Here is a 19,724-nt window from a genome sequence, read left to right on the forward strand (position 1 = left end):
TCAAGCTAACTTCAATATTTTATTACCAACGCTGCATTGCAGGCATTTCTTATAATTACAATAATAATTTTTCAGCTCCAGCAAAGCCTGAGACTCAAACGCCGACGCTGCCTTTATTCCTACGGCTTTAAAATCGTCAATGATCTGATTTTGTTCGCCGGGTAAACTCTCCAACAACTTGAGGCTACGGTTAATGTAGTACTCTTGCTGATGGTGCTTACCATAGCTGAACAAAAATACAGCTAAAGTGTTTAAAAGTAATACATTAATTGATGCAGAGCCTAAATTTTTTGCTGCTGGTTTTGATGGCTTATCAAACCTGTACCTGTCATCCCAGTATTCATTTACTTTTATGCCATCAAACAGATCCGGTAATGCTTTAACATCCCGTATGTCCAGCACTTTCGAGAACAGGTGATTGGAACTGACTATCAATGCGGCAAACTGTGACAGCCTTATGGTCGGGAAGTTTTGCGGCCGCAAACGCATAAATTTCCAAAGGTGTTTTTCAATAGGAGAGAGGTTATATTTTTTCCGAAGAAAATCATACTCTTGTTTTAAGCGGCGCGGGTATTCATCTTCAAAATCGTCGCCTAACATACCGGCCTGCCCAAATATTAGAGCCTCAATAGCCAGCGGATTACTTTTGTTTTTCGCCAGTATATTTTGCGGCAGTGAGCGTGCCATCAATTCAAACGGCAAAGCGTTCACCTTAAAGCCAAAGTTAGCCGCTAAAAACTGATAAAAAGTCTCTTCCCAATCGCCGCGGTTTACCTCAAGCGCAGAAATTACCGCTGCTGATTTCTTTTCTAAGCGCTCAACCAATACCCGGGTAAACCAGGTGCGCAGCGTAAAATCGTCCAGTTTGGATATGCTCGCTTCGCACGGAATGATGGTCTTCTGGCCGTAAATTAAATTATGATATCGGGCGTATAAGTCATCCGGAATGCGGTTCTTTAATTCGAGAGTAGGGATCGGCCGTCCGTCAGGTAGAAAAACCGGTGCATCATTATTGTAAACAACGTGCAGTATCACATTCCTGTAGGCATTATCGGTATTGTGGTTATGCTTTTGCCAGTCGGACGCGTTAATGTGTATCTCAACATTACCTGCCCATGAGGTATCGCCAATACGGATGCGGGCATTATGAAAGTCAGGACCGGAATCTGTATTGTGTAAACCGGCAGAATTGATCTCCAGTTCAATGCCGTCTACAGTTTGAAATGCGGAACGTTCAAACAAGCGGAACTTCCATACATAATGCAAAAAATCCTCTGTGATAAGCATGAAACTAAGGTAGGTGGTTTATGGGAAAAATGAAAATTCAACTTGTCATTCTGAGCGATAGCGAAGAATCTTATAAACCATGCTGTGCCGTTCGCTTGGTTAGCAAAGCGTATAAGATCCTTCGCTCTGCTCAGGATGACAGTTATTCGGATAATATTTGAACCAACTCCTCTAACAACCCAATCTGTGCCTCATTTACTTTTACCGCTGCTTCCTCTATCCCAAACCATCCTGCCTGGTCAACCTCCGGGAAAGCAGCTTTTTTGCCGCTGCGTGGCGGCCATTCTATTTCGAAAACATTGCTTACAATTTTGTTATGGTCAATGTCGCCTTCAACGGCCCAGGCATATATGGTTTTACCGCTTTTTAATTTTACCGGGTTAAGCTTTATGAAATCGCCATCAACAGTTCGCCCGGTTTCTTCCAAAAACTCGCGTTTGGCAGCCATCAGCGGGTCTTCATCATCTAAGAACTCACCTTTAGGGATTGACCATGCACCGGCATCTTTATTTTTAAAGAACGGGCCACCCGGGTGCACCAGGAAAACCTGTGGTACATCGGCAATAATTCGGTAAAACAGTATTCCGGCGCTTTGTTTGGGCATGATATAATGAATTACAGCTGACAAACTTAAATGTTTAATAATTAATTTTGCAGCATTAGCTCCCCTTTAGGGGGCTGGGGGGTATGTTTACAGGAATTATAGAAACCTTAGGTACAATTACCAATCTGCAACACGAACAGGGCAACCTGCACATCACCGTTGCATCAGCAATATCAAACGAGTTAAAAATTGATCAATCGGTTGCGCACAATGGTGTGTGTTTAACTGTGGTTAAAGTAGCCGATGGCGAGCATACCGTAACGGCTATTGACGAAACTTTAAGCAAAACAAATTTAGGGCACCTGCAGGTTGGTGAGCCCGTGAATCTGGAACGCTGTATGCAAATGAATGCCCGCTTAGACGGCCACATTGTACAGGGCCATGTAGACCAAACCGCTATATGCACTGTTTATAAAGAGCTGGATGGGAGTTGGGAATACACGTTTGAATACGACGCTACCAAAGGCAACGTAACGGTTGAAAAAGGCTCTATCTGCGTTAACGGTATCAGCTTAACCGTGGTTAACTCGCAGGTCAATAGTTTTTCAGTCGCTATTATTCCTTACACTTATGAGCATACCAACCTGCATAATGTGCGCGAAGGCTTAGTAGTGAACCTGGAGTTTGACATTATTGGCAAATACGTAGCGCGGTTAATGCAACGTTAACCTATTTTTTAGCAGCTGTTAATTGCTCAACGCGACTTTTGCTGTAGGCTATATAATCTTTTTCCTCGTTAGCATCGGGCTTTGAAGCCAAGTACTTTTTAAAGTATTTCAAAGCGCTGGATGGATCTTTTAGTTGCCTGTCGAACAAGTTGGCTAAGAAATAAAGTGTAAGCGGCTTCTCATCATATAACAGGGCTTTTTGATAGGATGACTGCGCTTTGCTTAACAGTTTCATGCCTTCGTAAGTATCGCCCATTTCGCTGTAATAGGTATTGGTACTTGGCGATATGCTCAACTTGATAGCTTTGTCAAAATAATAAACAGCATTTTTAGGATCTTTCAACTGTTTGTAACAAGCCCCGGTAAAATACGCGGTTACTTCGGTTTGAAATATATCCGGCAGGGCAGCCAGCGTTTCAATGCCACAACGATAGCTTTTCATCTGGTAATAAGCTACGCCCAGTTTGGTTGCCGTAAACGCAGAACCATCTCCGGCCTGTAACAATTGCTCACCGGTTTTTACGGCCAGTTGCCACTTTTTTTGTGCCGATGCCAGCTTCAGTAAGCTTTGCAGTAAAACAATATTTTCAGGATCGGCCGCTATAGCTACTGATAAAACCTTTTCTGCCTGCTGATTAAATTTAAGTTTAACATAAAGGTCGCTCAGATCTGCCGCAACGTCAAATTCAATGGAATCAAGTTTATTAGCTCTCTGCAAATAGGCAAGCTGAGCTGTAAAGTCGGCTTTGGTAGCAGCAAAGTTGGCCAGTTGCTTATAAACAGCAAAGGTAGTGGTATCTAACTTGATGTATTTCTTCAAATAGCTTTCGGCCTTAAAATTATTACCCCTGCGCTGATTAATGGTGGCCATATTGTAAAGCGACGTTTTGTTGGTTGTGTCGCGGTTGTATATCTGCTGGTAATAAGCTTCTGCTTCCGGTAGTTTATTCGCCATAGACGCTGTATAAGCCAAACGGGTCAACTCTTTTGCATCACTTACCGGTTCAGCATAAACCGTTTTGAGGTAGGTTAGGGCCTCAGCATAACGTCCTCCCTGGTAGTAATCCAGCAGGAGTGCATCATCCGTTTTGCGGGTTTCCTGCGCATAGCTTTCCATCGAAAAATAAAATGCAATAAAGAGTAGGAGAGATAGATATTTCATAAAAACTAAAGTATTAGTTAAAACGCAAAAAACCAAATTTTAAACAAAATATAATGTGAGGCGTTGTTTTTATAGTTTTTAACTAAAACACATATTTATGGATACGTTAAAGAAATTTGGATTGATGGAGAAGATAGTCCACGAATTAGAGGACTTGAAAAACAGCCAACAGGCTATAGTACAAAAGCTTGCAAAAATTGAAGTTGATAACATTGACCTTGGCGACAAAGGTTTAGAAAAAGAACTGCCGGATATGCACCAGAGGGTTGCCGACAACCTTGACAGTATAACCGCGTTACTGGAAAGTTTTGCCACACAAACCGCCAACTTCAGTAATAAGAATAACATTACCGCTTTAAAAGAGCAGGAAGCCCTTAAAGTTTAAATCTGAAATGAAGCCCCGAAAGGGGCTTTTTTCTTTACGGTAATCTCAATTATATTTGGTCATAACGCTACCTTGCGTTATCTTTCCAAACAAAAACCTTGCATTTTCCTATTGAAATAAAACTTGGCAGCATCGTTCTACCACTGCATTTAGTTTTTGAAACGCTTGCCTATTTTGTAGGTTACCGTTATTATGCCTACCTGCGTAAGCACGGTACCGACAGCATAACTGATGATAAACGCTTGCTCATTTTTATAGGTGCTGCTTTCGGGGCATTTATAGGCTCGCATTTGGTAGGCATTTTTGAACACCCCGAAAACTTGAAAAGTTTAAGTCTTGTTTATTTTTTGGGCAACAAAACCATTGTGGGCGGCATGCTTGGTGGTTTAATTGGTGTCGAGTTGGTTAAAAAACAAATAGGAGTGACCGTTTCTTCCGGCGACCTGATGGTTTACCCGCTCATATTAGCCATGATAATTGGCAGGATAGGTTGTTTTTTAGCAGGACTGGAAGATGGAACGTATGGCGTGCCTTCAACTTTACCCTGGGCCATTAACTTTGGCGATGGCATACCACGGCATCCAACCAATTTATATGAAATACTTTTTTGGGTAGCGCTTTGGTTAATTTTGCGTGCTGTTGAGCGCAAATACAAATTTGCTAATGGCGTAAGGTTCAAAATTTTTCTGGCAAGTTATCTGCTTTTCAGATTGATGATAGAGTTTATTAAACCTGCCTATTTTTTCCCCATAGGCTTATCAACTATACAATTGGTTTGTATAGCCGGATTGTTGTATTATTATAAAGTTTTTATCCAACCGTATACACTTTTTCAACTTAAACCAAATGCCTGAACGTCCGTACATTTATTATGATTTTACACAAAGCATTTGTTCAACCTGTTTGCGCAGGGTTGACGCAAAAATAGTTTTTGAAGAGGGTAATGTTTATATGCTCAAAAACTGCAGACTGCACGGGTTTGAAAAAGTGCTTGTCGCCACTGATATTGAATACTACAAAAACTGCCGCAATTATGCCAAGCGGAGCGAAATACCATTAAAATTTAATACCAAAACGCATTACGGTTGTCCGTATGATTGTGGCTTGTGCCAGGATCATGAACAGCACTCTTGCCTCACCGTAGTGGAGGTAACAGACAGATGTAACTTAAGTTGCCCAACGTGTTACGCCATGTCTTCGCCAAGTTATGGCAGGCACCGCACACTGGAAGAGATAGAGCAGATGCTGGACGTTGTGGTAGCCAACGAAGGTCAGCCGGATGTGGTGCAGATAAGCGGAGGAGAACCTACCATTCACCCGCAGTTTTTTGAGATACTGGATATTGCCAAAACAAAACCCATCAGGCATTTAATGGTGAATACCAACGGTATACGCATTGCTAAAGACGAATCTTTTGTAAAACGATTGGCAACCTACATGCCCGATTTTGAAATTTACCTGCAGTTCGACTCTTTTAAAAAGGAAGCTTTAGAAGAATTACGCGGTGAAGATCTGCGTGAGGTTAGAGAAAAGGCCATTGCTAACTTGAATAAATATAACCTGTCAACCACATTGGTAGTAACGCTGCAAAAGGGCTTAAATACCGGTGAGATAGGTGAAATTATTGAATACGCTTTAAAACAACCGTGTGTAAGGGGCGTAACCTTTCAACCTACACAACAAGCAGGTAGGTTAGAAAACTTTAACCCCGAAACCGACAGGTATACATTAACCGAAGTGCGCTCTGCAATATTGGAGCAAACTAACATCTTTAACTCGAATGACCTGATACCGGTACCCTGTAACCCTGATGCGCTGGTAATGGCCTACGCGTTAAAGCTTGGCGACCAGGTTTTTCCGCTAACGCGAATGATAGACCCTAATGATCTGCTGGATAACTCGAAAAATACGATAGTCTATGAGCAGGATGAGCAGCTAAAAGGACATTTACTTAATATGTTCAGTACGGGCAACTCTGTCGAAAAAGCGTCTGAGCACATGAAATCCATAATGTGTTGTCTGCCCGAAATAGACGCGCCGGGTTTGGGTTATGATAATTTGTTCCGTATCATCATTATGCAGTTTATTGACGCGCAGAATTTTGATGTAAGGGCTATAAAAAAGTCTTGTGTACACATTGTGAATAAAGACCTTAGTATTATCCCTTTTGAAACAATGAATTTGTTTTACAGAGACGATAAGGTAGCTTACCTTAATCAATTAAAGGAGGAAATGCAATGGATATAAATAACGAAAACAACAATCGGGCAGCCAAGAAAGATTGGACTATGTGGATTGTAGGCATTAACCTCGTGGTAATGATTATTTATACAATACTTTTCAGGCAAACTGAAGAGAATTATCCGATGTGGGGTACTGCTTTTTTTATGATGGTACAGATAGTGATCTGCCTGTTAACTGCTATATTTTTTAAACGCAAGGCTTTTCTGCTAAGTGCACTTGCTGTTTTATTGATTGGCTTTTCTACTTGTTGGATAGCTTATTCAGTTTAAATGTAATTGAACCTGTTTTACAACAATGATAATGTTGCTTATCTTAACCACTTAAAAGAGGAGACGCAATGGATGTGAACAACCAACGCACAACCCCAATACCACCCGAGCCGAAGAAACCAGGCATGAAGTTGGTTGGGTTCAACCTACTGACATTATTGGGCTATGGTGCTTTATCTGTGATAGCCGGTAAAGGAGAGGGCTTGATACTGTATGCGTTACTGATAGTTATTCATTTTTTATTTTGCATTTGCGCGGCTATTTATAAAAGAAATTGGATGTGGGTGTTAAGCGCGTTTTTGATATTGGCCATCGGCTTTTCTACTTGTGTTGGAAGCGGAAGTTTATAGCCGGTTTTAGTGTTAAACCGTTTACTATTTATTATGAAGGACTCAAAATTTGCCTCATTAACCGACGAGGAATTATTAGCCGAGAAAGCGAAGGCTAAATCTGCAGCTATAACCAATGCTGTACTATGCGGTTTTATTATTGGCATAGCAATATACAGTACTTATAAAAACGGACTGGGCTTGTTTACTTTCCTGCCGTTGTTCTTCGTTTACATGATGTTCAACAGCAACAAAAAGAACACAGGTCTTAAAGATGAATTAGCAGCCAGAAATATAAAGGAGTAAATGGCCATCGCCACTTCCGGCAATGACCATTTTAATGCAATGAGCATTATTTGACAGCTAAGCTATTATTGCCTCTGTTTACATCGGGCAAAGCGGCATCCGGGTCAATGGTAACACTTTCAACGGCTGATGTTGTCGGGATAACAAAAGTTGTTGCTTTATTCTGTATCCATGTTTCAATCGGGAGCTTCATGCGGTACTTAGTGCCATCTTTTAGCTTTGCTTCAATATTGAAAGGCATGGCCCATGCTTCCTTATTTGCCACAACCACTTCAACGCCTTTTTTGGCATCGCCATCTACATATTTAGCGCTGATGAGTGCCAGATCAAGCTTATAGTTGTGCAGGAACCAGCCTCGCCAAAACCAGGCCAGATCTTCTCCTGCACCGTTTTCCATGGCGCGGTAAAAGTCGTCGGGTTGGGGGTGTTTATAGGCCCACTTGCTTATGTAATTGCTAAAAGCATAATCAAAACGGTCTTTACCTAAAACCTGCTCACGCAATAATATTAAACCAAACGCAGGTTTAAAATACGTAAGCGGATGGCGATATTTCTCAGGTATAGCATCAGGGTAAGTGTTGATAGCCGGAGATGCCGGATCAGTTATAGCGGGAATAATTTCATCAGCCGGATTGCCGCCTCCGGGGGCGTACTCTCCATCACGTTTAGGCGCGTATTCACCTTTGTTGATCACATCAGATGCATAGACGTCTATGAATGTATTAAACCCTTCGTCCATCCATGCAAAGCGGCGCTCGTTGGAGCCCACGATCATCGGGAACCAGTTGTGACCGATCTCATGTGCCGTAACCCAAAAAAGTTCTTTTCCTTTATCGGTAATGCCATCAAACAAAATACCCGGGTACTCCATACCACCGGCCAGGCCCGCTTCGTTAATGGCAGCAGGATAGGGGTAGGGATACCATTTTTCAGAGAAATATTCAACGGCATGTTTTAGGTACTCGGTTGAGCGCCCCCAGGCATCATTGCCCGCGCTTTCAACCGGATAAACAGACATGGAGATGGATTTTTTACCACCGGGTAAGTTGATCCGAGCAGCATCCCACATAAACGCTTTGGATGCGCCAAAAGCAACATCACGCGTGTTGAGCATTTTAAAGTGCCAGGTAAGCGTGCCTTTATTTACCGGGCGGGAAGCAGGATCTGTAACTTCCTGCGCAGACCGTATCATAATTGTTTTGTCGCTGTTTCGGGCAAGTGCTAAACGGCTCACTTGCTTTGCAGTCAATACCTCGATGGGGTTAACTAACTCTCCAGAGCCCGCTAAGATCATATCCCATGGAACGGTTACGCTGTAGTCGATGTCGCCGTACTCGCAGTAGAACTCCCCGCTGCCTAAAAAAGGCAGGGTATCCCAACCGGTTAGGTCATCATACACACACATCCGCGGAAACCATTGCGCTATTTCGAAAATGGTTCCGTTTTTAGTTTGGGTGTAATCCGTACGGCCGCCAAATGCACCCGGGATGGTGTAGCGATAGTTGATCAGCAGATCTATTTTGCCGCCTTTGGCTTTTAACGCTGCAGGTAAGCGTATTTGCATGCGGGTATCGGTAACTACATAGCTGGCCTTTTGTATTTTGCCGTTTACCGAGATAGAAACCGATTCCAGTTGATAACCATCTGTATGCTGATCAGCCCCTGGCTGGCGACCGGTTACAAAATTGGAGCGCGCATCTTTTTTGTAGGTATTCTGGTCCATCTGCAACCACAGGTAACCTAAATTATCCGGACTGTTATTTGTATAAGTTATTTTCTCCGAACAGGTAAGTATTTTGCTGGCAGTATCAATTTTTGCCTTTAAAACATAGTCGGCGCGGTTTTGCCAGTATTTAGAGCCTGGCTCGCCATTAGGAGCATGTACTTCATTGCCTTTTTCGCTGTAAAACGGTGGTGAGAATAAAGCCGCCGGATTGTAGTTGGACCTAATGGTATCGTTATCAGTATTACGGGGTTTGCGTTGCGCTTTAGTGATAGTAATGCACAGCAACAGCGCAACAAAGGCGATGAGTTTAATTTTCATGCGTATCAGTTAAGGATAGCAATATACGCAGTAAGAGCCGGAATATAAAGCAGCTTTGTGCTAATCAAGCAAGTCGGCCAAGATACCTTCCTTAAGCGAATTGGTGCAGAGCTGAACGGTGTTTACCGCCAGTTTTTCCATCACAAAACGGGTAAGCAGGGACGCAACAACAATCATATCAACCCTGATAGATACAATACCCTCCATGCTTTTACGCTCACTGTGCGATGAGGCAATGAGTTTATCTGTAACCATTAATAACTCATTGGTGTTGAAGAGGTAGTTCTTAATATTTTTAAGGTCGAAGGGATGGCGTTTATCCAATTCAATTATTTCTGCAAAAGTTTCAAAAGCTCCCGAAGATCCTATTATGCTTGTCACGCTGTATTTTTCGCAAGCCTCAAATAGTGCCTGTAGTTTTTCATCTATGTAAGCATGTAACTCCGCAATAGAATCAAGGGGGATAGGGTCGGTTTGGTGAAATTGATCCATCAGGCGCGCTGCGCCAATTTCAAAGCTGTGTTTCCAAAATATCTCATTGGCATTGCATAAAATAAACTCAACGCTGCCACCGCCAATGTCCATTATCAGCGAGGGTTGCTCGCCTAAACTGCCTGCCAGTTTAACCCCCTGGTAAATGTAGGCCGCTTCCTGCTCGCCGTTAATCAGCTCAATGTTGATGCGTGTAAGCTCTTTTACCTCATTAATAAACTGCTGACCATTGCCGGCGTTACGCAGGGCCGATGTAGCTACACAACGTACGGCATCAACGTTGCTGTTAGTAATATCCTGCTCATATTGCTGCATGGCATCAATGCCGCGTTTAAAGGCATCAGGAACAATTGTGCCTTTGTTAATGCCGCCTTCACCCAGTTTTACGGGTAGGCTTTTATGTACAAGTTCGGTGTAGTTGGCAGCAGTGCCTTGAGCTATCAGTAAGTGGAAGGTGTTTGTGCCGAGATCCATCACAGCAACGGTTTTTTGTTTAGCCATATACAGTTTGTGCTGTAATAATGCTAAAAATACTTTAATGTTTTAACCAAAATGCATTGTGCCACTATTTGGTTAAATAAAAAACAGTAGGGTGCCTTGTTGGCGCGGAATCGTCTTTTTCTGCTTCAATATTATCAATAAGCAATTTGCCTATCTGCCCCTTGCTGTCAAGCTGTATGTTCAGTTCATAGGGAGCGTTGTCGCCAAGTTTCAGGTAGATATTTCCCTTGCCTGATTTTAACAAATCGCCAAAGGCGTAGGCGCTTATGGTATTGTATTTAAAATCGGTACCGAACGCACTTGCAGGGACAACCGTAAAGTAAACCGCTGTTTCCGCCCCATTACTGTCTTTTTTGTAGATGCTGATTTTATTCTGTTGGAATGAGCCGTTTGTATTGGTATTCAGCAGATCATCGCTGGCGCTGTTTTTAATACCTAAATGCAATTCGGGACCCATTTCGGGAGAGCAGCCACAAAGCGGTTTTTTGCAGGCCATACCGGCTACAAAAATTACAAGGCAAATAATGAGAAATTTTTTCATGGTGATAACGTTGAGTGCGCAATTTACACTATGATACGTTATCAAACGTGGTAACGCTACAGCTACAACATTATTATTGTGTTAACAATCCGTTAGGTGTCTGCGGCTTGCATCAGTCAGCAAGCAAATGCTGCTAATTTAGTGCGATACAGCCTTTAATCCAATGATTGAACCGATTAGCGTAGTGATAAAGAACACGCGCCAGAACGTTGCCGGATCTTTAAAAACCACAATGCCCACAATGGCGGTACCCACGGCGCCAACACCTGTCCAAACGGCGTAGGCTGTGCCAATTGGTAGCGTTTGCGCGGCTTTAACCAGCAAGGTCATGCTGATGCAGAGGGTGAGCAAAAAGCCGCCGAACCACCAGTACATTTCAGTGCCGCTGGTTTCTTTAACCTTACCCAGGCAACTTGCAAACGCCACCTCAAATAATCCAGCAATAACTATTAATAACCAGTTCATGGGGTAAAAGTATAGATTTTATGTGGACGAGCGCGCAAAGTTTTTTCTGTAAACATCTTACACTAACGTGTCCCACGTTGATATGCGCGATAGCATAATTTAATGGTCGGGTTGGTGATTTTAGATATTGATAACCAGACGGTTAATATAATTTTCAATTTCTGGTGGGACAAATTCTATTTCGTTTTTCTTTGCTGCTGCCATTTTGGTCCACCGGATGGGACGGCTTTCAGTACACTAAGTGCCGGTGGTGACACACTTGTGTCACCACTTTGCCGGAAAACAATGCCGACCTTTGAATAAAACCTTAAAACTTATGAATCATACCAACGCAGCACTTTACCCATCGCGCCCGGCCGAAATTGAACTGATACGCGATATGGCTCGCGGAGCGCTTACCGCTAAACAGAAAAAGAAACTAAGCCAACAACTGGAGCAACCCTTACCCGACAGCGGCGACGCATTTATTATGCGCAAGGCTGCCGACTGGCTGCGGCCCGACGCGCAATCCTACTCGCCCGACAAGCTTTTTGGCGATTTCTGGTACCGTGGTGAACTTTGCATTTTGTTTGCCGATACCAACGCCGGCAAATCAATACTGGCAGTTCAAATTGGCAATGCCCTTGCCGCCGCCGAACCATTGCCGGTATTAGGTTCGGTTTTACCGCCCGAAAAGGTGTTGTATTTTGATTTTGAACTGAGTGCCGAACAGTTTGAGGGACGCTACAGCAGCCATATGCACGGGCATTACAAATTTAGCAGCAACTTTTACCGCCTGGTGCTCAACCCCGATGCCACCGGGCAGCAACGCTTTAAAAACTATGCTGAGTACATGAACAACGCGCTTGAAAACACCATTATCACCACCGGCGCACGTACACTTATTTTGGATAACATTACCTGTTTACGCACCGGCACGCACGCTGCCGAAAGCGCCATCAGCCTGATGCGAAACTTACAGGCCATTAAAAATCATTACGGCCTGTCTGTACTGGTGCTGGCACATACGCCCAAGCGCAATGCCGCCAAACCCATTACCCGTAATGACCTGCAAGGCAGTAAAATGCTCATCAACTTTGCCGACAGCGCCTTTGCCCTCGGCGACAGCCAGACCGATGCCGGTTTGCGCTACCTTAAGCAAATTAAACAGCGCAGCGGCAAACAGTATTATGGTGCCGATAATGTTTGCCTTTGCCGCATAAGCAAGCCTTATAATTTTGTACACTTTGAGTTTGAAGGTTTTGCCCACGAGGCCGACCATCTGCAACATTACAAGGAGCAGCAGCAACGCCACGCAGAAGAACAAGTAGACCGCCTGCATCAACAAGGCTTGAGCATACGTGCTATTGCCGAACGGACGGGGATATCGAAAAGTACGGTTGCGAGGATGGTGAAGCGGGGTTGAGGGTAATCTGAAATTTGACACAAGAAATCCCGCCCCGCTACTGGTCGAAGCTTACAGCTTCGTCCTAAAATGTATTAAACTTTTAGCTTAACGTAATAATTAATAGTAATTTCATTCCTGCGCTATTAATGGACCGCAAAAATTTGTGTCATTTATAACCCCTGTTAAGCAAGCAGAATGCTTGCAGTATTTTAGGACGAAGTTGTTAAACTTCAACCAGCAGGGATTATTTTAAACCGACGATATCTTAAAAGTTAATTTTTCAGTACCTTATACAATTGCGGATCGTCATAACCTATATCATCAATCTCCCATTTACGCGTTTCAACATTTTTTGTTAAGGTAAAAATCAAGTTGGTATACCTGGAAAAGTTTACGGACACTATTGCCTTTTTATAAATCCGATAAAATTTCCTTGTTTTAGCCTCAGCAATATGGTCTAAAAAGCTCTCGGGCTCATAGGTAGGGAATATAAAGTCGGCATCCATTCCCGGAATTTTTGTACTGTATTTACTTGGCGATATTTTTGCCATTATGCTGTCAATTCCCTCAAAATTGTGTCGTATGTTGTTGACAAACACTGTTGAAAAATAGCCGCTTTCTTTAACTTCATTTAAATAAGTTTTCACCCCGTTCCAATCAATTCTCGTTTGTGTAGTGGTATCTGTATAGCCACCTTGGGCAATTGGATAGGTCATGCCATTTTTTAATCTCGCTTTGTACCATTTTAAAAATGATATTATGGTTTTATTAATAGCAGTTTTTTCGGGATCTGGTTTTGCCTGTTGCCCTAAGCAAGTAAATGGTAAAAGAAAAATTAAAATAATAGATACCGTTTTCATATCTTGATATTTTGCTTACTTGCTTAACGAATCAGGAGTGATGTGCATCACATAGGGCTTACTATATTTTTCCTTATAAAGTTTTTTTGCTATATCATTTAATTGTTTGCTGTTGTAAAAGTCTAAGCAGTTTTTAAAAACCTTTTTTCCGGCCACGTCTTCAGGTAAGCGTTCAATGTTAAGAGCTGAATCGCGTTTTATTTTCGCTACAATAATATCTGCAGTTGATTTAATATCCACCCAATCGAATACTTCGGCTGCTGATGTTGCACTTTTATCCTCACTTAAAAGTTTTCTTATTTCAGGAGAGTCGTTGTAGGCAAACTGAATCGATTGCAAGAAAACAGCCATCTTAAACATCGGGAAAAAATATTTTTTTTCAATGCGATTATCATCAACATAAATATCACTTTCCGCAAGTCCCTTTTTAATTTTTTGCGTACTACTGCAACTTAAAAGCATGGTACAAAACGTTAATAAAACTATTCTTTTCATATTTCTTATTCTAAAACCCGTACATCAATAAAAAGAACTGGTCCATCAAAATGGCAACCGGTTACATGTGTCATGTTGCGCTCTAAAGACAAGGGTTAAAAAAACAATTGCTGAATAGTTTTCATCTTTTGCTTACTTGCTTAACGAATCAGGAGTGATATGCATCACGTCGGGCTTACTATATTTTTCCTTGTAAAGTTTTTTCGCTATATCATTTAACTGTTTGCTGTTGTAAAAGTCTAAGCAGTTTTTAAAAACCTTTTTTCCGGCCACGTCTTCAGGTAAGCGTTCAATGTTAAGAGCTGAATCGCGTTTTATTTTCGCGACAATTATAGTCGCAGCTGCATTTACATCATCAAAATCTATCGACTCACCAAACGTTGCTACACTCATGTCTTCCCTCAATAACTTTTTTATTTCTGGCGAATTATTAAAGGCATATTGCATAGATTTAACAAAAACACTCGTTTTAAACATTGATAAAAATTCTTTTTTTTCGAAATTTCTATCTACATAAATGTCATTTTCTGTAAGTCCCTTTTTAATTTTTTGCGTACTACTGCAACTTAAAAGTGTTGTACACAACATTAATAAAGTTAATTTTTTCATATTTTTTACTGTAAAACCCATATATCTATAAAACTAACTGGCCCATCAAAGTGACAACCAGTTGCACAGGTGCTATTATCTATTATATCTGCGTGTCCAGAACCCCAAGATTGCTTATTAGACACCATAGAGTATATCCCTTTCTTTCCTGAAAGTAACCCGGCAAAATTTACACCATGTGCACCACCCTGTGTTTGCGTTAAGTGATGTGTAGGTGGTCCGAAGGTTTTTTTCATCCACTCATTCAGGTTTTTAGCACCAAGAAAATAATTTTTTCCATCTGCACCTTTCAAAGTCTTCCCGGGAAGATCTGGTATTATTATCCCCGAATAGTTTAGCGCTCTGCTTACTCTCAAAGCACATGCATTTTTGTAATCGTTCGGATTTGCATTGCGATTATCTAAATTACTCCACCAATCAATTCGTAAACTTTATCAGCTGGCAGCCTAGGGTAATTATCGCTGAAATTTTGAAAAGACGGAAGCGCTTGTGGCTGTATGTTTAAGTTAGGATTGTTCCAGTAATTTTCTTCGTAGTCATTCTCACCGTCCTTCCCTTCGTTAGGTGTTGCAAATTGATTGATAAATCGGCTTAACGGAACGTTGGGATGGCCCATTAAATATACTACTGAAAAATTAACAAAGTCTTGCGCATCTTCAAATGACAAACCTTCTCCATCTATATAAATGTTTAACGTACTATACACTTCAACATGTTGTTTTAGCCATGCCTTTTGGTTGGCCAATAATTCATAATAATCTGCAAAAGCATTAACCGGACCTAAAGTTACAGGGCATCCGCCTTCTTCCTGGTTAACCTTTAAATTTGTTGTGCTGCTTAAACCTAAACACGGGTCACCATCAGGGTATTGGCTCCAGCCTGAGTTTACTGTATCATAACCTTCATAACCGGGTATAAAACTTGAATAAATAATGCTGTAAGATGAACCGCCTCCGCCACCACCGCTACTTGATCCACCACCACCACAGAATATTCCACCTAAAAAGTCGCACCAACCATAAATATCGCTAAAGTTTCCATAATCGCCGGGTACGCCCAATGCATGTCCAATGGTTTCAACAAACCATTTTAACGAGTCCCATATAATTCTAATAAGGTTATTTACTTGTAAGTTAGATGAGTTCTTAGAATTAGACGTGCTGAGCGTTTCACTTAAACTGATAGCGCTTTTGGTACTTACATAACTCTTTTTGAGCACCTGGTAGGGTATAATGTCCGATTGTAAATCCCACTCAAACAATTTACCAGTCCAAATATTATTTTCACCATTTTCGGCAACAATGTTATCCGGTACAAAATTCAATAGTATTGGGCGTATGGTGTCGGTTTTAGCTTTTTTATCTTTGAATAAGTAAAGCATAACAGGGCGGGCAGCATTAAAGGTTGCTGTCGCCATTGTTTTTAAGCCCGCTGCTTGTTCATTACTATTAATCTTCAGCTGATCATTTGTGCCAATTAATTGAATGGGCATCTTCACCACGGCAACATTTCCTATTAGCGTATGTTGAGCTTTGCTCCAGTCTGGCACAAGGTAACGGCCGGCCGGGTTTTTAGCGAACCAAGCATTAACTTCCGCATAGCTAATACCCGACCGTGTTATGGTCTTCACATCGTCAGGATTCGAGGCTTGATGAGTAGGGAATATGGGTGAGTTGATATCTTTTTTGCACGAAAAAATAAACAACGTTACCAGAAAAATGGAGTAAATGGTTTTTTGCATTGTGATATTAGGTGGTTTAGTAAACAACTATAGTTGTTTGCAACTAATATACAAAAATTAAATTTACAAGAGATTTTAATTTTTTATTGTTTTAGGATCCCCACTACTGGTCGAAGTTTAACAGCTTCGTCCTAAAATGTATTAAGCTTTCAGCTTAACGTAATAATTGTCAGTAATTTTGTTCCTGCGCTATTACGGATTGCAAAAATTGGTGCTATTGTGTAAACCCTGTTGAGCAAGCAGAATGCTTGCCGTATTTTAGAACGAAGTTGGAAACTTCGACCAGTAGGTGGGTTTAGGTCGAAGTTGTTAAACTCCGACCGGTGGGTTTATTGAATATACTTATCAGCTACTATGGTTTGAAAACACTTTTATAGTTTGTACCCATATAGCCGCCCCAGGTATTATGGCCTATTTTGGTATCTAATTCCATACGCTTTATAACCAAGTAGTTGTAACCAAAAATTTCATTGCGTTGTGTTTGGTAAGTATAAATAACGTCTGCCTTACCGTCTGCATCAAGGTCAGTAATGAGTGGGGTTGAGCCAAGAATCATGCCCGTATACAGGGAATCTAATGGAGTTTTAGCCCCTGTTTTGCCATCATACCCCATGAGCTGGGTTTTGTTCTTCGGAAAATTCCCTTCCATACTTTCGGTATTTTCAGGTATGATCAGATCAAGGTGCGAATCGTCATTATAATCTACCTGCACAGCAGATGCGAAATTGAGTTTGCCCAAAGTGTCGCGAAAAAGTTCCCGACCATTAACTCCCGACACAATTACGTGAATAGCAGTTTGGTTAGCCGGCCATTTGCCTAAGTTATAGGTGTTAAAAAAATCGGGTACCTTATCATTGTCGAAATAAACAGGCGACGGCATAGATTGTGTTTCAGCGTCGGGATGAATTGCTTTAGACCAGATCATTGAAAAATTTTTGCCATTGAATGACATGATATGCCCATCCATTGAGCTAACTACAATATCGGCTAAACCATCACTTGTAACATCTGTAATTACAGGTGGGGCTATAAAGCCTTTGCTTTGCATGGTATAGATTTTTTGGCTCTTTGCTGTTCCCGAAGTCATGAAATCAGAAAGAGGCAACGCATACAATGATCCTTGTATGGTCTCTCCGCCTGTTCCGAAAATAATGGTTGGCCCTTTGCCAAAATTATAAACCACCGGAGACATGTAAGTTTCTTTTCCATCCGGAACGTTTGATTTTTTTAAAACCTTGCCACTCTTGGCATCAATCACCATAAGCATTCCCGCTGGTCGTTGAAATTCGTTGGGCAGGGCATATACGTAACCGCCAAAAGCTGTAAGGATATCTTCTACTCCATCACCATTTTGATCGGGTATAAATTGAGGATTAAAAAAATTCAGCATGGTAGTATCCTGGTGGCTTACCCATGAAGCATCTGCTTTTCTGTGTTCCCAAAGCACATGCCCGTTTGAGCCGTTAATTGCCAGAAACTGAGCAGACCTGCCTCCAATGAATACATCCGGCACACCATCACCGGTTATATCCTGAAATATTGGTGAACCCACCATTTGATTTCGCCCGGCAACTTTCCAAAGTAAATCGCCATTAGCGCCATTTAAAGCCAATACTGCTGCATCTGTGGGCGAAAACTCTTTGCTCCCTGCGCCCAAAACTATATCCGGAACTCCATCTTTGTTTAGATCTATTGCCCTCGGCGAAGAATTGGTTTCGGTCATATAAAAAGCACGGCTCCAACTATCCAGCTGACCAAAATTACAGCCGGCAAAGCCCACAGCCACAATAAGTAGCAGTACGGAAAAATATTTCATTTAAAAAAATTAGACAACTAAAGTAAATATAAAAGGTAAAACATAAGGTGTCTCTTAAAAATAATTGATACCAACCGTAATGATGCGGAATTTTGGGGCGGAGTCTTGTTCTTAGCTGGTCAAATGCCGCAAATAAGCCTCCGGATTATTTAAAAACCCCTTCGTTAAATAAAAATGTTCTGTGTCTTCGTAAGTAGTTTCGTGTATTCCGTTATCTCCAAATTGATAGATGGTTGCTCCGGGATAGCAAATTAACATAGGGGAGTGGGTAGCTATTATAAACTGGGCCCGTCCGCCTTTATCCAGTTCATTGATGATGGTCATGAAAGCCAGTATCCGCGCAGGCGATAGCGCGGCTTCGGGCTCGTCCAGTAAATAAATACCGGCTTCAAACTGGTTGCTGAACAAGGCCAGGAATGATTCGCCATGCGATTGTTCATGCAATGACCTGCCGCCATAGGCATTTAAAAGACGTTGGGCATTTCTTGGGTCATCTGCTGCCAGCTCATCAATGTATGATGCAAAATTGAAAAAGCTCTCGGCCCGCATAAAAAAACCTTCGGTTATCCGTTTCGGCGTCCATGAAAGCTGCATAACCTGTGCCAATGCAGATTCATATCCGTTAAAGCGCCAGCCGGTATTTAAATTGTGATTTTTGTTACCGCCACGCAGGTTAAAACCGCATTGTTCAGCAATGCCTTCCAGCAAGGTTGACTTACCTGAACCGTTTTCGCCTACAAAAAAAGTAACATTGGTTTTTAAGCTAAGCTGAAGGCCTCCGTTTAAACTGGGGATGTTTTGCAGATATCCGCTCTGTAAGGCGGGTAACGATATTTTTGATAAGAAAGGCATGATAAACTTTTACGCAATTTACATAAATTGATGCGTTATTTTGGCGTAGCTATAAACTACATCAGGCATTGGGCCTGGCTATCTGTTTCAAAAGCCTTTTGCCCGCAACCTGTATGGCAGCGGAACCATTGCGCATTAAAAAATGCAACTGTTGCACCAGTTCTTCTTTCAGCCAGGGGTAGCGGCCGCTCAAATTAAACAAGGCTTCTGCGGCAAAAACTTTCACCGCTATCTTAACCTTGGGGTCAATCATCCAATCGAACAGTTGTTCTATAACAGGTTCCATATCAAATTGCGCTACCTCTTGCTTAATGGCAGCAGGCGCGGATGATGCGGTTAGGTGCATCAGTATTTTAGCGTAATGTCGTTGCGGTCCGGGGTATTTCACTTTAGGGATGGACGTTAGTAATAACCCTAACTGATCAACATATTTGTCCGGCTGTTGTAAAAAGAGGTTTTCTAACAACCATGAGGCCCTAAAGGCTATGTCTTTATCGTTATTAAAAGTTACAGCTATCAAGTCTGGCAGGTTAAAGTTAGCCTCTTCCAATATTTTGGTGAGGGCAAGTACTTTTACTTTACCCATGGTGGCGCTTATTTGCTTTATTAGCTCGGTTTGGTCCATTTATAGCTGTATGGGTAATCAAATGCCAAAATATACTTTAAA

23 protein-coding genes are annotated in these 19,724 nt (G+C 41.8%); 8 read left to right on the forward strand and 15 right to left on the reverse strand.

Annotation, left to right across the window (positions count from 1 at the left end; all coding sequences use genetic code 11):
* Entirely contained in the window at positions 1–1,287 is a 1,287-nt protein-coding gene (locus CLV57_RS08040) for a DUF2851 family protein (protein WP_100340792.1), read from the reverse strand.
* Between the two features lie 142 nt (positions 1,288–1,429).
* Positions 1,430–1,891 (reverse strand): NUDIX domain-containing protein, encoded by a 462-nt coding sequence (locus tag CLV57_RS08045; RefSeq protein WP_100340793.1) that lies wholly within the window; start codon positions 1,889–1,891, stop codon positions 1,430–1,432.
* Between the two features lie 83 nt (positions 1,892–1,974).
* Here CLV57_RS08045 and CLV57_RS08050 point away from each other — a divergent pair, with 83 nt between their 5' ends.
* Positions 1,975–2,559 carry a riboflavin synthase gene (locus CLV57_RS08050; RefSeq protein WP_100340794.1) on the forward strand — a complete coding sequence of 195 codons (585 nt, stop codon included), beginning with the start codon at positions 1,975–1,977 and terminating at the stop codon, positions 2,557–2,559.
* A 1-nt stretch (position 2,560) separates the two neighbouring features.
* Here the strand turns inward: CLV57_RS08050 and CLV57_RS08055 are convergent, their stop codons facing one another.
* Positions 2,561–3,721, reverse strand: coding sequence for a tetratricopeptide repeat protein (locus CLV57_RS08055; protein ID WP_157799101.1), 1,161 nt, complete (start codon positions 3,719–3,721; stop codon positions 2,561–2,563).
* Between the two features lie 97 nt (positions 3,722–3,818).
* Between CLV57_RS08055 and CLV57_RS08060 the strand changes: the two genes are divergently transcribed.
* The 6 genes from CLV57_RS08060 (at position 3,819) to CLV57_RS08085 (ending at position 7,254) form a co-directional block, all read left to right on the forward strand.
* On the forward strand, positions 3,819–4,106 hold the full coding sequence (locus tag CLV57_RS08060; RefSeq protein ID WP_100340796.1) for a hypothetical protein: 288 nt from the start codon (positions 3,819–3,821) through the stop codon (positions 4,104–4,106).
* A 98-nt stretch (positions 4,107–4,204) separates the two neighbouring features.
* On the forward strand, positions 4,205–4,960 hold the full coding sequence (locus CLV57_RS08065) for a prolipoprotein diacylglyceryl transferase (protein WP_100340797.1): 756 nt from the start codon (positions 4,205–4,207) through the stop codon (positions 4,958–4,960).
* Positions 4,953–6,353, forward strand: a complete 1,401-nt coding sequence (locus tag CLV57_RS08070) for a radical SAM protein (protein ID WP_100340798.1) — start codon at positions 4,953–4,955, stop codon at positions 6,351–6,353. Before CLV57_RS08065 ends, CLV57_RS08070 begins: the two co-directional genes overlap by 8 nt.
* Positions 6,344–6,619: a hypothetical protein gene (locus tag CLV57_RS08075; protein ID WP_100340799.1), complete on the forward strand. Its 276-nt coding sequence runs from the start codon at positions 6,344–6,346 to the stop codon at positions 6,617–6,619. The genes CLV57_RS08070 and CLV57_RS08075 overlap by 10 nt, the downstream gene beginning before the upstream one ends.
* Positions 6,620–6,687: 68 nt before the next feature.
* Positions 6,688–6,969 (forward strand): hypothetical protein, encoded by a 282-nt coding sequence (locus CLV57_RS08080; RefSeq protein WP_100340800.1) that lies wholly within the window; start codon positions 6,688–6,690, stop codon positions 6,967–6,969.
* A 33-nt stretch (positions 6,970–7,002) separates the two neighbouring features.
* On the forward strand, positions 7,003–7,254 hold the full coding sequence (locus CLV57_RS08085) for an FUSC family protein (protein ID WP_100340801.1): 252 nt from the start codon (positions 7,003–7,005) through the stop codon (positions 7,252–7,254).
* Positions 7,255–7,300: 46 nt separating this feature from the next.
* On the opposite strand, the gene CLV57_RS08090 is transcribed toward CLV57_RS08085, so the two are convergent.
* The 4 genes from CLV57_RS08090 to CLV57_RS08105 form a co-directional block, all read right to left on the reverse strand.
* Positions 7,301–9,298: a M1 family metallopeptidase gene (locus tag CLV57_RS08090; protein WP_100340802.1), complete on the reverse strand. Its 1,998-nt coding sequence runs from the start codon at positions 9,296–9,298 to the stop codon at positions 7,301–7,303.
* Positions 9,299–9,358: 60 nt separating this feature from the next.
* Positions 9,359–10,291 carry a Ppx/GppA phosphatase family protein gene (locus tag CLV57_RS08095; protein ID WP_100340803.1) on the reverse strand — a complete coding sequence of 311 codons (933 nt, stop codon included), beginning with the start codon at positions 10,289–10,291 and terminating at the stop codon, positions 9,359–9,361.
* A gap of 64 nt (positions 10,292–10,355) precedes the next feature.
* A complete protein-coding gene (locus CLV57_RS08100; protein ID WP_100340804.1) occupies positions 10,356–10,832 on the reverse strand; it encodes a hypothetical protein in 477 nt (158 codons plus the stop codon).
* 138 nt (positions 10,833–10,970) lie between these two features.
* Complete coding sequence (locus CLV57_RS08105) at positions 10,971–11,297, reverse strand: DMT family transporter (protein WP_100340805.1); 327 nt, start codon at positions 11,295–11,297, stop codon at positions 10,971–10,973.
* Positions 11,298–11,613: 316 nt separating this feature from the next.
* Between CLV57_RS08105 and CLV57_RS08110 the strand changes: the two genes are divergently transcribed.
* Positions 11,614–12,702: an AAA family ATPase gene (locus CLV57_RS08110; protein ID WP_157799126.1), complete on the forward strand. Its 1,089-nt coding sequence runs from the start codon at positions 11,614–11,616 to the stop codon at positions 12,700–12,702.
* Positions 12,703–12,956: 254 nt separating this feature from the next.
* Here the strand turns inward: CLV57_RS08110 and CLV57_RS08115 are convergent, their stop codons facing one another.
* The 8 genes from CLV57_RS08115 to CLV57_RS08150 all read right to left on the reverse strand — a co-directional run bounded on the left by CLV57_RS08115 (position 12,957) and on the right by CLV57_RS08150 (position 19,682).
* Complete coding sequence (locus CLV57_RS08115; protein WP_100340807.1) at positions 12,957–13,544, reverse strand: hypothetical protein; 588 nt, start codon at positions 13,542–13,544, stop codon at positions 12,957–12,959.
* Positions 13,545–13,559: 15 nt separating this feature from the next.
* Positions 13,560–14,039, reverse strand: coding sequence for a hypothetical protein (locus tag CLV57_RS08120; RefSeq protein ID WP_157799102.1), 480 nt, complete (start codon positions 14,037–14,039; stop codon positions 13,560–13,562).
* A 132-nt stretch (positions 14,040–14,171) separates the two neighbouring features.
* Positions 14,172–14,648 carry a hypothetical protein gene (locus CLV57_RS08125; RefSeq protein WP_157799103.1) on the reverse strand — a complete coding sequence of 159 codons (477 nt, stop codon included), beginning with the start codon at positions 14,646–14,648 and terminating at the stop codon, positions 14,172–14,174.
* Positions 14,649–14,653: 5 nt separating this feature from the next.
* Positions 14,654–15,070: a T6SS effector amidase Tae4 family protein gene (locus CLV57_RS08130; protein ID WP_100340810.1), complete on the reverse strand. Its 417-nt coding sequence runs from the start codon at positions 15,068–15,070 to the stop codon at positions 14,654–14,656.
* A complete protein-coding gene (locus CLV57_RS08135) occupies positions 15,049–16,389 on the reverse strand; it encodes a hypothetical protein (protein ID WP_100340811.1) in 1,341 nt (446 codons plus the stop codon). Before CLV57_RS08135 ends, CLV57_RS08130 begins: the two co-directional genes overlap by 22 nt.
* A 352-nt stretch (positions 16,390–16,741) precedes the next feature.
* Entirely contained in the window at positions 16,742–18,205 is a 1,464-nt protein-coding gene (locus CLV57_RS08140; RefSeq protein ID WP_100340812.1) for a PQQ-binding-like beta-propeller repeat protein, read from the reverse strand.
* A gap of 111 nt (positions 18,206–18,316) precedes the next feature.
* Positions 18,317–19,057, reverse strand: coding sequence for an AAA family ATPase (locus tag CLV57_RS08145; protein WP_100340813.1), 741 nt, complete (start codon positions 19,055–19,057; stop codon positions 18,317–18,319).
* 61 nt (positions 19,058–19,118) lie between these two features.
* A complete protein-coding gene (locus tag CLV57_RS08150) occupies positions 19,119–19,682 on the reverse strand; it encodes a hypothetical protein (protein ID WP_100340814.1) in 564 nt (187 codons plus the stop codon).
* Between the last annotated feature and the right edge of the window lie 42 nt (positions 19,683–19,724).

The organism is Mucilaginibacter auburnensis (assembly GCF_002797815.1).
Taxonomy (GTDB): domain Bacteria; phylum Bacteroidota; class Bacteroidia; order Sphingobacteriales; family Sphingobacteriaceae; genus Mucilaginibacter; species Mucilaginibacter auburnensis.